The sequence below is a fragment of the Streptomyces sp. NPDC052043 genome, assembly GCF_044548235.1.
Lineage (GTDB): Bacteria > Actinomycetota > Actinomycetes > Streptomycetales > Streptomycetaceae > Streptomyces.
In genome coordinates this window covers 1-13,628 of record NZ_JBIUBT010000007.1, presented here as the reverse complement: position 1 = coordinate 13,628, position 13,628 = coordinate 1, and the positions used below count along the sequence as shown (strand labels likewise).

General features: G+C 70.7%; 9 protein-coding genes. 1 reads left to right on the top strand and 8 read right to left on the bottom strand.

Translation table 11 applies throughout. The features are described 5' to 3' along the window. Positions 1–55: 55 nt before the first annotated feature. A complete protein-coding gene (locus tag ACIHCX_RS19190; RefSeq protein WP_400030868.1) occupies positions 56–1,609 on the top strand; it encodes an MDR family MFS transporter in 1,554 nt (517 codons plus the stop codon). Between the two features lie 78 nt (positions 1,610–1,687). Here ACIHCX_RS19190 and ACIHCX_RS19185 read toward each other — a convergent pair whose 3' ends face one another. The 8 genes from ACIHCX_RS19185 to ACIHCX_RS19150 form a co-directional block, all read right to left on the bottom strand. Beyond that, on the bottom strand, positions 1,688–2,479 hold the full coding sequence (locus ACIHCX_RS19185; RefSeq protein WP_400030866.1) for a BTAD domain-containing putative transcriptional regulator: 792 nt from the start codon (positions 2,477–2,479) through the stop codon (positions 1,688–1,690). Next, positions 2,476–5,646: an amino acid adenylation domain-containing protein gene (locus tag ACIHCX_RS19180; protein ID WP_400030864.1), complete on the bottom strand. Its 3,171-nt coding sequence runs from the start codon at positions 5,644–5,646 to the stop codon at positions 2,476–2,478. Before ACIHCX_RS19180 ends, ACIHCX_RS19185 begins: the two co-directional genes overlap by 4 nt. 26 nt (positions 5,647–5,672) lie before the next feature. After that, positions 5,673–6,485 carry a hypothetical protein gene (locus tag ACIHCX_RS19175; protein ID WP_400030862.1) on the bottom strand — a complete coding sequence of 271 codons (813 nt, stop codon included), beginning with the start codon at positions 6,483–6,485 and terminating at the stop codon, positions 5,673–5,675. Between the two features lie 181 nt (positions 6,486–6,666). After that, positions 6,667–8,145 (bottom strand): MFS transporter, encoded by a 1,479-nt coding sequence (locus ACIHCX_RS19170; protein ID WP_400030860.1) that lies wholly within the window; start codon positions 8,143–8,145, stop codon positions 6,667–6,669. Next, entirely contained in the window at positions 8,142–8,363 is a 222-nt protein-coding gene (locus ACIHCX_RS19165) for a ferredoxin (RefSeq protein ID WP_400030858.1), read from the bottom strand. The genes ACIHCX_RS19170 and ACIHCX_RS19165 overlap by 4 nt, the downstream gene beginning before the upstream one ends. Beyond that, the gene (locus tag ACIHCX_RS19160; protein ID WP_400030856.1) at positions 8,360–9,604 is read right to left on the bottom strand and encodes a cytochrome P450; all 1,245 of its coding nucleotides are present in this window, start codon (positions 9,602–9,604) and stop codon (positions 8,360–8,362) included. The genes ACIHCX_RS19165 and ACIHCX_RS19160 overlap by 4 nt, the downstream gene beginning before the upstream one ends. A gap of 443 nt (positions 9,605–10,047) precedes the next feature. Next, positions 10,048–11,547, bottom strand: coding sequence for an FAD-dependent monooxygenase (locus ACIHCX_RS19155; protein ID WP_400030854.1), 1,500 nt, complete (start codon positions 11,545–11,547; stop codon positions 10,048–10,050). After that, positions 11,544–13,628 (bottom strand): acyltransferase domain-containing protein (locus ACIHCX_RS19150; protein WP_400030852.1); only part of this gene is annotated, 2,085 nt, incomplete at its 5' end. The genes ACIHCX_RS19155 and ACIHCX_RS19150, both read right to left, overlap by 4 nt.

The window sequence follows — 13,628 nt, the reverse complement described above, 5'->3', positions numbered from 1 at the left end:
GACCCGGTTAGCCAGACTGGTTCCACCCGTTCCTTCCATTCCGGGGAGTCCCACCGTGTCAACTTCAGCGGCGCCAAGCCCCAACTCCGGCCTCCGCAGAGTGCTGCCCGGGCTGATGCTCGCGCTCCTGCTCTCCATGCTCGACGCGATGATCGTCGCCACCGCTCTGCCCACCATCGCGGGTGACCTCGGCGGATTCAGCCGCCTTTCCTGGGTCATCACCGCATACATCCTCACCTCCACGGTCTCCACCCCGCTCTGGGGCCGGATGAGCGACTTCTTCAGCCGCAAGCAGCTGCTCCTCGCCTCGATCGTGATCTTCACAATCGGTTCCGTGCTCTGCGGCGTCGCCCAGTCCATGGGGGCACTGATCGCCTTCCGTGCTCTCCAGGGCATCGGCGCGGGTGGACTGATGGTGGGCGTGATGGCGGTGATCGGCGTCATGGCTCCCCCGCGGGAGCGCGGCAAGTACCAGAGCTACATCGCCGCCCTCAGCGCGGTCGCTACTGTCGGCGGTCCGCTGCTCGGGGGCGCGCTCACCGACCATGCCTCCTGGCGCTGGGCGTTCTACCTCAACCTGCCGATCGCCGCCGTCGCCGTCTGGTTCGTCGCTGCCCGGCTCAACCTCCCGCACAACCGGGGCGCCGGCCGCATCGACTACCTCGGTGCCGCCCTGCTCTCCGTGGCCAGCGCCGCTGTGGTGCTGTTCACCACCTGGGGCGGCAACCAGTACGCCTGGGGCTCGCCCACCATCCTCGGTCTGATCGCGCTCGCGGTGGTCGTCATCATCGCCACCGTGGTGGTCGAGCGCCGCGCCGCTCAGCCGATTCTGCCACCGCACCTGTTCCGCTCCCGCAACTTCGTAGCCAGCCTGGTGCTCGGCTTCCTCGTCGGCATCGCCCTCTACGGCACCATCACCTACCTGCCGGTCTACCAGCAGAGCGTGCAGCATCTGTCCGCTACCAGCAGCGGTCTGCTGCTGCTTCCGGTGCTCGGCGGCATGCTGGTCGCCTCGATGTACAGCGGTCGGCTGATGAGCGAGTCCAGCCGCCACCGGGTGATCCTCCTTGCTGGCGGAGTGCTCCTGAGCGTCGGCTCGTTCCTGTTGTCGATGCTGGACGTGGACACCTCCCGTGTCGTCGCTTCGGTCTACATGGTGGTCTTCGGCCTCGGTCTGGGCCTGCTTTTCCAGAACGTCATGGTCATCACCCAGAACAGCGTCGAGCTCAAGGACATGGGCGTGGCCAGCGGCACCCTGACGTTCTTCCGCTCCATCGGCGGCTCGTTCGGTACAGCGCTCTTTGCGGCCGTGTTTACCAGCCGGCTGAGCGACTCCCTCGACTCCAAGCTCTCCGCCGCCGAGCTGGAGGCCGTGCACAACAACGGCGGGCGTGCGGGTTCGAGCGCGATCGAGTCGCTGTCCCAGTCGGCCCGCACCGCATATGTGGACGCCGTGGCCAGCGGCACCCAGAGCATGTTCCGCTGGGCGCTGCCGTTCTTCGTCGTCGCTGTCCTGGTGGCGCTTTTCCTGCAGGACAAGAGCAAGCAGGCGCAGGCGGCCCAGGCTCCCGCGCCCGCCAAGGCCCAGGAAGCCGGGTCTGCGAGTTGAGCCCTCGGACCGGGTGTGCGCAGCTTGAAAGCCGGCCCCGTGGCGAGCGCTCGCCACGGGGCCGCCCCTCATACTCCCTCAGACCGCCGGTGCCAGCGCCACGCGATGCCGACTGTCCGCGATCAGCACCACACGCTGTAACTCGCGTAGGCGCAGTCCGGGTTCCAGGCCCAGCTCGTTGCGCAGCACGTCCGCGGCCTGCGCGTACACGGCAAGCGCGTCGGCCCGCCGGTCGGAGGCGAACAGAGCGCGCATCAGCTGCGCGTAGAAGACCTCGTGCAGCGAGTGCTCCGAGATCAGCCGGTACAGCCGACCCACCAGCTCGCGGTGATGACCGAGGGCCAGTTCGGCCTCGATCTGCATCTCGATGCACTCCAGACGCAGCTCTTCCAGCCAGTCGCTGAACCCGGCGACGATCGGCCCGTTGCCGAGCTGGCCGAACGCCGAGCCGCGCCACAGGTCGAGCGCGCCGGAGAGGGTCACGCTGGCCGCCGTGAAGCGACGTGCGGTGAGTTCGGCGCGCCCGCGCTGCACCAGCCCCTGGAAAACCCGGCAGTCCAGGTCGTCCCGCCTCACCTGGAGCAGGTAGCCCGATGACGAGGTGACGATCGGGCCGACCCGGCGCGGGGACTCGTCCGGGGTAGCTCCGGACAGCAGTTTGCGCAGCTGGGATATGTAGACATGGATCGCCGGGGTGGCCCGCCGGGGCGGATTTTCGCCCCATATCTCCAGCGTGAGCTGGGGCACCGAGACAACCTGGTTGGCACGGGCCAGCAGGGTCGCGAGGACGTTCTCCATCTTAGGTGCGCTGATCTGGCGCGCGACGCCGCAGTCGATAATCTGGAGCGGCCCCAGTACCTGGTACCTCATTCGCTCTCCCGCCTTCCCTCTGTCTGGTCCCCTCCGGCCGCGCGCAGCCGTCCGGCCAGCCGTGACGGCGTCGGATGCTGGAACAGTTCGGACAGCGCCACCCGGACCCCGAGGAGCGCCTCGGCCTCTTGCACCACCAGCGCTCCAAGCAGTGAATGGCCGCCGTGGGAGAAGAAGTTGGTGTCCGCGGTGATGTCCTGGCGGTTCAGCACGCGCTGCCATAGCCCGATCAGGTCCCGCACCAACGGGTCTCCGGTGTAGTCGACCGATCCCTGGGACGTGGCTTCCGCCCGCCGCGCACGGGCCAGCTCCGTCAGCGCCGGGTAGTCCACCTTGTCGTTGGGAGTGGTCGGCAGCACGTCCAGGACCAGGAGCTCTTGCGGTACCAGGGCGCGCGGCAACTCGGCCCGAACGTGCTCCCAGAGCCGTTCCACCAGGTCCCCCGTCACGCCGGCAGAATCGGCGCCAACCGGTTCGACGAAGGCGACCAGGGCCGCGTCGGCGTCGGGATCGCCGACCAGCGCAACCGCTGCGCCACGGATTGAGGGGTGGGCGAGCATGACAGCCTCGATCTCGCCCGGTTCGATCCGGTTGCCGCGCAGCTTGATCTGGCGGTCGGCCCGGCCGAGCAGTTCGAGGGTGCCGTTGGCCCGCCAGCGCGCCAGGTCCCCGGTCCGGTAGTAGCGGCCCCGTTCGGGGTCGTCCACGAACCGTTCGGCGGTCAGCTCGGGTCTGCCGTGGTAGCCGTGGGCGACGCCGTCACCGCCGATGCACAGCTCACCGCGCACCCCGATCGGCAGTTCAGTGCCGTCCGGTGCGAGCACCAAGACCCGGGTGTTGGCGATGGGCCGGCCGATCCCGGCGGGCTCGGGGTCGCCCGGTCGCAGGATCGCCGAGGTGGACCAGATGGTCGTCTCAGTGGGGCCGTAGACGTGGTGCAGGGTGCTGCCGGTGGCCAGCAGCCGCTCCACCAGCGGCTGCGGCGCCGCCTCACCGCCGCACAGGACGCGTCGGCCGCGCAGGGCGGGCCCGGCCGCTTCGAGCACCAACCGCCAGGTGGTGGGGGTGGCCTGGACGACGTCCGCGTCGTGCCGTTCGATCAACTCGCGCAAGACACCGCCGTCGGTGCGGGCGGCATCCGGAGCGGCCACGACACTGCCGCCGTGCGCGAGCGGGACGTACAGCTCCAGCCCCGAGATGTCGAAGGAGAAGGTGGTCAGCCACACCGCGGTGGTATCTGGGCCAGCGTCCAGCTCGGTGCCGAAGTGCGCGACGAGGTTGGCCAGCGCCCGGTGGCCGACGACGGTCCCCTTGGGCCGCCCGGTCGAGCCCGACGTGTAAATAAGGTACGCGGGTGCGACAGGGTCGGTCGCCACCGGCTCGGTGGGCAGTGGACGGGCCGGCGCGTCACCGGCCCGGGCCAGGGTCAGCACCGTCCGGTCGCCCGCGCCCGGCAGGTGGACCCCCGGCCCGGCGAGGACGGCTCGGGCGCCGGAGTCCGAGAGCTGGTAGGCGATCCGCTGCTCGGGATGCTCGGGGTCGAGCGGCAGGTACGCCGCGCCGGCCAGCCAGCTCCCGAGGGCGGCCGCAGCCAGTTCGGGACCGCGCTGGGCGGCGACGGCGACCACGTCGCCGTGGCGCACCTCGGCCTCGGTCAGCCGCTCCCGTACCGTGAGCGCCGCGTGCCACAGCTGCCGGTAGCTGGTGGCGCCGTCCGCGGCGTGCACCGCGGGGGCGTCCGGGCTCGCCAGAAGCCGGGCTGTGAACGCCGTGAGGACCGATTCCGGACCCACCTCCGCCTGGGTCCGGTTGGCGGTCGCGATCACCTCGTGATCCTGATCGCCCCACACCCGCAGCGCGCCGACCGACCGTTCGACGTCCTCGGCCAGTTGGACCAGCAGCGCGTCGTAGCGCTCCAGGAGCAGTTCGACGTCCTGACGGGTCAGCAGTTCGGTGCAATAGACCGCCCGGACGCGCAGCCGGTCCGGCGCGGCGACCACGAAGAACTCCAGGTCGAACTTGCTGAAACCGTTCTCCACCACCAGCGGTTCGGCCTGCCGTCCGCCGATGGTGAATTGGTGCAGGACGCTGTCGGGCACATAGTTGAACAGGTGCCGGAACAGCATGTTCCGCCAGCTGGAGCCCCCGCGCGGCACTAGCGGGGTCAGGTGGTCGACCGGGACGTCGGCGTGCGCCAGGGCGTCGAAGAAGACGTCACGGGTGCTGCGGACGAAGGTACGGACCGTCTGCTCGGGTGTCACGCGGGCCCGCAGCGGCAGCACGTTCACGTGGTAGCCGATGGCGCCCGCCGCCTCGCGCGGGCGTACGTCCACGGGCGAGCCGACCGCCAGGTCGGGTCCGGCGCCGTGGGCGGCCAGCAGCAGCTGGTAGGCGGCGAGCAGGACGGCCGTCTCCGGGGCCCGGAGCTCTCGCTGGAGTCGCTTCACCGCCGCCCGGGCGGCCTCGGACAGGTCGTGGAGCACCCGGTCGCCGACCAGAGTCGGTTCGGCGGTGTCCGGCACCCCGCACCACAGGTCGAGGGCGCCGAGGTCGTAGTCGGCGAGTTGCTTGCGCCAGAACTCCAGACTGTCCTCGGCCGGCTCGGGCTCGGCGAGGGCCGGCACCGCTTCCAGCAGAGCCGGCGGCGGTGCACCCGTGTCTGCCAGCGCGCCGTAGACCTCAGCCAGTTCGGACAGGAAGGAGACCCCCGAGAGGGTGTCGAAAACCAGGTGGTGGACGGCCAGGCAGAACACGTCCCCGCCGGCACCTCGTAAGACGGCAGCGCGCAGCAGCAGGCTGCCGTCGAGCGGGAAGCGCTCCGCGACGAACGCCGTCAGGTCGGCGTCGAGGTCCTCCGGGCGTGTGGTGAGCACGCGCGGGACGAGGCGTACGGCCGAGGGGTCGAGAACGGACCGGGTGAGGTGGGCGCCGGAGGCCCGGTAGACGTGACGCAGCACCTCATGTCTGCGCACTAAGAGGGTGAGGGCCTCCTGTAACGGGAGCTCCTGGAGTCTGCCGTCCACCCGGAAGGCGACCGACAGATTGTTGGGCGCACTGCGCGGGGCAAGTCGCTCCAGCAGCCAGAGCGCTTCCTCCTTCCGGCCGGCGGCCTCGGATCTGTCCAGGCCGCGAACCTCGGTGGATGCCCCGATTCCTAACGCCTGCATTGCCTTTCCTTCCTTTGCGAACTGCGTCACGCGAGAAGCTCGGCCACCGCTCGCGCGACGCCGGTGTCGCGGAGCAGCTCCGTGTGCGGGAGGTCGAAGGCGATCTCGCGGGCCACCAGCGCCGATCGCTCCTGTACTGGGAGGGGGTTGAGGCCGCTGTGCGCCGTGGCGGAGCTGATGGCGACCGCGTCCGCCCAGGCCTCGCGCGGGTCAAGGTCACAGGCGGCGACGAGGTAGCCGAGAAAGGAGGCGAACGTGGCGACGACTTCGGCGCCGCGTTCCGCGTCCAGGCCGGTGCGTCGGAAGGCCGGCTCGCCGTACTTGCGGAACAGCTCACACAGGTCCTCGGCCAGCGGGCGCATGGCCGTGTGCGCTCGCCTGACATCCGCGCCGGCGCGGCGCGCCTCGTCGATCTCGTCTGGGGAGAGCATGGGGGCGAGGCCGCCGATCAGTTCGTGGTAGTGGCGGTGAAGCAGGTCGCTGTCGGGCCGCTCGGGGTCGAACAGGACGAGGCGCGGCGCCTCACCCTGCATGCGACCGATCCGGTCGGCCAGACCGGCGGCGAAGACGCTACCCACGCAGAAGCCGAGCACCGCGCTCACCGGTCCGGCGGATTCGACGCCGGGCTGCCAGTGCCGGAGATAGTCCTCTCCGGTCATTCCGGCTTCCCGGCCAGGTCGGGGCGGGGCGGTCTCCCAGACGGCGGGGGCGGCGTCGCCAAGCTCGCGCACCAGGTCGCCGAATCCGGCAACGGTACGGCCGGTCGCCGGAAAGTCGGAGGCCAGCACCGTCGCAGTGGCTCCGGCACCGCTCAGAACGTTCCATACATTCGCGGTCATTATCCCATTCCGAATCCTTGAGATGAATTTTGGGAATCTTTTGCTGCCGCTTGACTCGAAGAGACAATCGGAATGCCTCATTCCGATATCTCCACAACTCCAGTCCTGTGGAATTCCTTTCAGCCCTGAAGGGAACTGCCAGGGCAACCTAGCATTCGCATACCATTCCGTAACAGTCGAATTACTTCCCCGAATGATCGCCAGTTGACTTTTCGGGCAGGGTGGTCGATCCCTTCCGAAATGCGAGCAGCCCGAGAACCAGTGCACAGAGAACGAAACCTGTGGCGACCGTGAATCCCGTCTCAATGCTGTGGACGAGTGCGCCGTGACCCGCGCCGGGCACCGGCGCGCGATGGGCACCGGCGCGGCCCCCGCCCGCCGTGACGAGCAACGCCAGGCCCAGCGAAGCACCCACCCGCAGCATGGCCTGCTGGAGCCCGGAAGCGGCACCGACCTCCCCGCGGGACACGCCGGTCAGGATGATGGAATTGAGCGGCATGATGGTCAGCCCCAACCCAAGGCCTACCAGGACCAGTGGTATCGCCAGCCCGCTCGCGTAGCCGGTCTCCTCGGTGATGCGGGAGAACCAGAACGTCCCGGCGCCGAGCACCGCCGCGCCGACGACGAGCAGCGGCCGGGCGCCCAACCGGGCCAGCAGGCGCGGTGCAGCGACCGCGGAGACCACCATGAGCACGGCCAGGGGCAGGAACCCGAAGCCGGCCCGCAGTCCGCTGTAGCCCAGCACCGTCTGCAGGAACTGTGTGAGGAAGAAGAACAGTCCGGAGACGGTGGCGCCGACCAGCAGGGTGTCCAGATATGCCGCCGTGCGCTCGCGCCGGGCCAGCAGGCGCAGCGGCACCACCGGCTGCTCGGCCCGCAGTTCGACCGCCACGAAGATCGCCAGCAGCAGCACGGCCGCCCCGCCCGACAGTAGCGTGGCCCGGTCGGTCCAGCCGTGGCTCTGCGCCTGGATGAAGGTGTTCACCAGCGCCGCCATGCCGGCCGTGGAGGTCAGCGCGCCCGCCAGGTCGAACCGGCCGGGCCGGCGTTCGGACTCCGCGACGAACCGCGGGGTGACCAGCAGGACGGCGATGCCGATCGGCACGTTGAGGAAGAGTGTCCAGCGCCAGGAGGCCAGGGAGAGCAGTCCGCCCAAGATCATCCCGACAGCGGTGCCCGCGCCGGCCACGGTGGAGAACGCGCCGAGCGCGCGGTTGCGCTGCGGGCCTTCGGCGAAGGTGGTGGCCAGCATCGCCAGCGATGTCGGCTCGGCGAGCGCGGCGCCGAGGCCCTGGCCCACCAGGGCCGCCAGCAGGACCGGCGCGGTCGGCGCGAGCGCCGCCAGCAGCGAGCAGGCGGTGAAGATCGCGATGCCGGTCAGGAAGACCGCTCGGCGGCCGAGCAGGTCACCGCACCGGCCGCCGAGCAGCAGCAGGCCGCCGAAGGTCAGCATGTAGGCGTTGACGACCCAGGACAGGTCGGTCGGTGAGAAGCCGAGGTCCTCCCGGATGCCGGGCAGCGCGATGTTCACCACGGTCGTCGCGACGACGATCATCAGCTGGCAGCTGATGATCACCGCGAGGGTGACACCGGGATGCCGTACCCGGGTCGCGGCATCTTCCACACCGGTGCTCGGGGACAGCAGCGAGCGCTCGCTCATCGCTCCACCTCCTGGGACAGCAGCGTGATGGCACCTTCGGGGCAGGCCGCCGCACCGCGCGAGGCCTGACCGCGCAGCCGCTCGGGCACCACGAACTCCCCCATGCCGTTGAAACCGGTGTCCTCGTCGATCTCGTAGACTTCGGGTGCCGTTGCGTGGCACAGGGCGTATCCCTGGCAGACCTCGGCGTCGACCCGGATGCCGATCCGCTCGCTCATCGGGCCGCCCCCACGGTGAGGTCCAGGCGGTCCAGACCGCGAATCGGCGAGTAGCGGGAGACCGGCTCGGTGCCGGGGGAAAGGTGGTACTCCGGGATCCTGGTGTGCCACTCCTCCAGCGCGACCTTGACGATCCGGCGGGCGAGGTGCATGCCGAGGCAGCGGTGCGGGCCGATCCCGAAGGCGAGGTGGCGCACCGACTGCCGGTCGAAGTCGACCTCGTCGGCACGCTCGAACATCTCGGGGTCGAGGCCCGCCATGCCCCAGGACATCAGGACCCTGTCGCCCGCACGGAGCTTGGCGTCGTGCAGTTCGACGTCCCGGGTGACCACGCGGGCGGTGGAGACCATCGCCTCGTGGCGGATCAACTCCTCGGCCATGGTCGGGACGCGGTGCGGTTCCTCGACGACCGTGCGCTGGCCCTCGGGGTGCTCGGCAAGGTGCCGGAAGACCATGCTGAGCAGCGAGTTGGAGGTGTCCAGACTCGCGAACATCGTCATCAGGATGATGTTGACGATCTCGTCCTGGGTCAGCGGCCTGCCCTCGTGCTCGGCGCGCAGCAGTGAGCTGATGACGTCACGCCGACCCTCGGTGCCCTCGGAACGGCGCGCGTCGACGGCGGCGCTGAAGAACTCCCACAACGGCCGTCCGGCCGCGTGCAGTTCCTCGTCGTTCCTGGCATTCGGCAGGCCCTCGCGGCGCAACCAGTTCTTGTGGTCGAGGAGTTCCGGCAGGTGGGAGCGATCGATACCGAAGTTGATCAGGAAGGTCTCGGCGGGCAGCCGGACCGCGAAGTCCTCGACGAACTCGCAGGAGCCGCGAGCGGCGATGGGCTCGATGGCGTCCACGGCCGCCTCACGGATCTGCGGGGTGATGTGGTTGACCACGGCGGGGTTGAACAGGGCCGAGAGGGCCTGCCGCCACTTGCGATGGTCCTCCCCGTCGAGCTGGATCGGGATCAGCTTGTCCTTGTAGATCTGGCGGTTGGGTATGCCGATGTCAGCGCTGGAGAAGAGGTCCGGATTGCGGGCCGCCCACTCGATGTCGGCGTACCGGGTGAGGATCCAGTAGCCGCCGAACTCCTCCGAGCGCAGGACCGGTCCGTACTCACGGAGCTCGTGCCACGCGCCGATCGGGTCAGCCTGGAGCCACGGCTGGTAGGTGCTCCATCTCCGGATCCGCTCCTCCGGGGTGCCCGGTGCTACCGGGCACCTCTGGTGCCGCGCCGCCGTCTGGTTCATCCGCCAACTCCCTCCGACGTCCGAGCCGTGTACGGCGGCCGGCCGCACACGGTGCATCTTCAGCCAGGATGGAGGGGGCATCTAATGAAGCTCTTAAGGCAGGACTAAGTGCCTGCACCTGGTGGGACGGCCGGGGACCGACGGTACCGGCCGTTCGGCGGGCCGCCCTTCGGCCCGGGGGCGACCCAAGCCCTGTGCTTGCGGTGAAACGCACCGTGACCAGGAACGATTCGGGTCTGCTCCGGGGGACTGGCCGGTCGCGTCCGTACGGACCACGCGCCGGCTTGCGACAGGAAAGTGCCCCACTTCTCGTCCGGCACGCGACCGAACATGTGCGGGGCCCGGAGCCGTTCTCGGCCGATGTCGTCCAGGGGCCGGCCGCGGGCGGGGCAGTCGAGCCGGGCTCCGTGGCGCCCTCGCTCCCGGCCGCGGACGCCGCCCGGTCAGCCCGTACGGGCAGCGGCCGGCTCCCGGGCCGCTCCGAACCAGGTCGTCACCGCGACCCGCAGCCCGTCCCGGTCGCCCGCGCCGGCGTCGGCCCAGGCGATGTGGCCGTCCGGCCGGACCAGCAGCCAGCGGGCGTCGAGGACCTCGGCCTCGTCCGCGCGGATGACGTCCAGGCGATCGGCCCAGCCGGTGAGATCGGGTTCCTCGTCCGCGCCGAGGCACAGCAACAGCCCGCGGCCGTCCGCCAGGAGCCCCGCCGCCTCCACCTCGCCGTCCGCGGTGCGCAGGGTAACGTCGGGCAGCGTGGTGCCGAGCAACGGATGGTCCTCGGCCGGGAGGCCGGGGTAGGCGATCGGGTAGCGTACCCGGGTGACAGCCTGGACCAGGTGCCGGTTGACCTCGGGGTACTCAATCAGCTCGGCGAACAGCTCACGCAGGGGATCCGCCCGCTGCGGTGGGTGCTGGAGCGGTACCTGGGCGAGCGCGCGCATGCAGGCCCGGCGGCCGACGGGGTGCCGCTCGTCGTGATACGTGTCGAGCAGGCCGGGCGGCGCCCAGCCGTGGATCGTCGCGGCGAGCTTCCACCCCAGGTTGACGCTGTCGTGCAGGGCCGTGTTCAGGCCGTTGCCGGAGGACGGGGGATGCGGGTGGGCGGCGTCGCCGGCGAGCAGCAGCCGTCCCTTGCGGTAGGAGGTGGCCAGCCGGGTGGGGCTGCCGTACCGGGTCATCCAGCGCGGCTCGCCGAAGTCGGCGCCAGCACCGGTGATGCGACGGATCGCCGCGCGCATCTCCTCGGCGGTCACCGGAACGTCGGCGGCCGGGGGCTCGCGGTCGAACTCGACAGTCATCAGCCGTACCTCGGACGGATCATGCGGGTTCATGGGCAGCACGCCGAACTGGCCGTCGGGATGGACGCCGGCCTGGAAGTGTCCCTGAGCGTCGCCCGACACCGCCACATCGGCGATCACTCCGTAGTACGACGGCGCGAGCGTAAGGAAGTCGAAGCAGCCCAGCTCCGCCACGGTGCTGTGCGGGCCGTCGCACCCCACCAGATAGGTGCAGCGCAGCACCTGCTCACCCGCGGCGGAACGCACCCGGACCGCGACCCCGTCGGCGTCCTGGCGCAGCCCGATGAGCCGGTGGCCGGGCAGGACGCGCACGCCCAGCTCCACCGCGCGCTGCTCCAGCAGCTTCTCGGTACGCCACTGCGGGACGATCAGGTCGTAGTCGGTGCCGCCGAGTTCGGACAGGTCCAGCCAGAGGAAGGCGAAGTGAGTGCGCGGCCAGACGGGAGTGGTGGCGTCGCGGAAGCGGTCCGCCAGGCCGCGTCTGCGCAGCGCGTCGACGGAGCGGGCGTGCAGCAGCATCCCGCCGGACGACCGCTCGCGTACCGGCCGGCTCTCGAGAACCACGGCGGGCACTCCGGCCAGCTGGAGTTCACAGGCCAGCATCAGGCCGGCGGGTCCGCCGCCGGCGATCACCACGGTGTCGTTCACGCCGTCGCCTCCAGGGTCGGTTCGCCCGCAGCTTCCCTCTCGCCCAGTTTCTCCTCCAGGTAGGCCGCCAGCACGTGGGAGGTGGGCAGGTCGTAGATGACGCTGGGCGGCAGCGGCAGCCCGGTCACGGCGCACAGCCGGTTGCGCAACTCCACGGCGGTCAGCGAGGAGAACCCGACGTCGAGGAAGTCGGCCTCCGGGTCGAGGTCGTCGGGACCGGGCAGCGCGAGCACCTCGGTCGCCGTGGTGCGGACCAGGCTCAGCAACAGGCGTTCCCGACCGGCACGGTCGTACCCCGCGAGCCACTCGGCCAGCGCGTCGGGACTACGCGGCACACCGTCCGCGACGGCTTCCCGGGTGTCCCCCGCCGGCGGCGGGTCATCAAGTACGGCGACCGCCTTCAGCGTGTCCTCGCGCCACCGCCGTGCGGCGGTCAACAGTGCTTCGGCGGAGCCCACTTGTTCGGCTGTGAGACCGAGGGTGTCGACGAGTGCCCCGGTGTCGCCGTTCTCCACGGCCATCCAGAACCAGCCGTCCAGCCACTCACCGGGCCCGGCGGCCGTGTCCCGCAGCCAGTACCGGCGCCGCTGGAAGGCGTACGTCGGCAGCTCGACCGTGCCGGCTCGCGGAACCAGCACGGACCGGTCCACCGCGACTCCGTGCAGGTGGAGTCGGCACAGGGCGGCGATCAAGCTCTGCGTCTCGGACCGGTCGCGCCGCACGGCGGGAGCGGTGAGCACGTCGGCGGACAGCGCGTCGGCCGACAGGCACTCGGCGGCGAGCGGCGCGAGGACCTCGTCGGGCCCGATCTCCAGGAAGGCTGTCACTCCGTGGGCCTCGGCGGCGCGGACACAGTCGGCGAAGCGGACGGTCTCGCGGATGTGCCGGGTCCAGTAGTCCGGGGACGTCAGTTGCTCGGCGGTGGCCTCCTCGCCGCTCAGATCGGATATGACCGGCAGTGTCGGCGGCCGGAACTCGACGGTGGCGGCCACCCCGCGGAACTTGTCGAGGGCCGGGTCCATGTGTGCGGAGTGGAAGGCGTGACTGACCGACAGCGGGCGAACCCTGGCGCCGCGTCCCCGCCAGTGCGCGGCCGTCGCGGCCACGGCCTCGGCGTCACCGGAGACGACCGTGGAGCCGGGCGAGTTGACCGCGGCGATCGCCACCCTACCGTCCTCCGGCAGCGAGGCGGCCACCTCTTCGGCGGGAGCCCGTACGGCGACCATGGCTCCGCCCGACGTGGCGGCCTCCATCAGCTGTCCGCGCGCCGCCACGAGCACGCACGCGTCGGCGGCCGACAGCACACCGGCGACGTGCGCCGCCGCCAGCTCCCCCACCGAGTGCCCGATCAGCACGTCCGGACGTACGCCGTAGGCCTCGACAAGCCGGAACAGTGCCACCTCGTACGCGAAGAGCGCGGGCTGGGTGAAGGCCGTGCGATCCAGCATCTCGGCCGGACCGTCGAACATCACCTCCGACAGCGACCGTCCCAGCAGCGGATCCAGATGCCCGCACAGCTCGTCCAGGGCGGCGGCGAACACCGGAAAGGCCTCGTACAACTCCCTTCCCATTCCCACCCGTTGGGCGCCCTGACCGGTGAAGAGGAACGCCGTGCGGCTCTTGGTGACGGCCTTGCCGCGCACTACGCCCGGGGCTTCCCGGCCCTCGGTCAGGGCCTGGAGTCCGGTGAGCAGCGCCTCACGGTCGGTTCCCAGGACGGCAGCGCGGTGCCGGAAAGCCGTACGGGCGGTGGTCAGCGTGTATGCCACGTCTCCGGCACCGATGTCAGGCCGCGCCGTCAGGTGAGCGTGCAGCCGGGCCGCCTGGTCCCGCAACGCCTCCGGCGACCGCGCCGACAGCAACAGCGGCGCCACGGTCTCCACGGCAGGGGGCCGCTCCTCCTCGGGGGCCTGCTCCAGGATCAGGTGGGCGTTGGTGCCGCTGATCCCGAACGACGACACCCCGGCGCGGCGCGGGCCGTCCGAAGACCACTCCCGGGACTCGGTCAGCAGCCGGACCGTGCCCGCCGACCAGTCCACGTGCGGAGACGGCTCATCCACATGCAGCGTCCGCGGCAACTC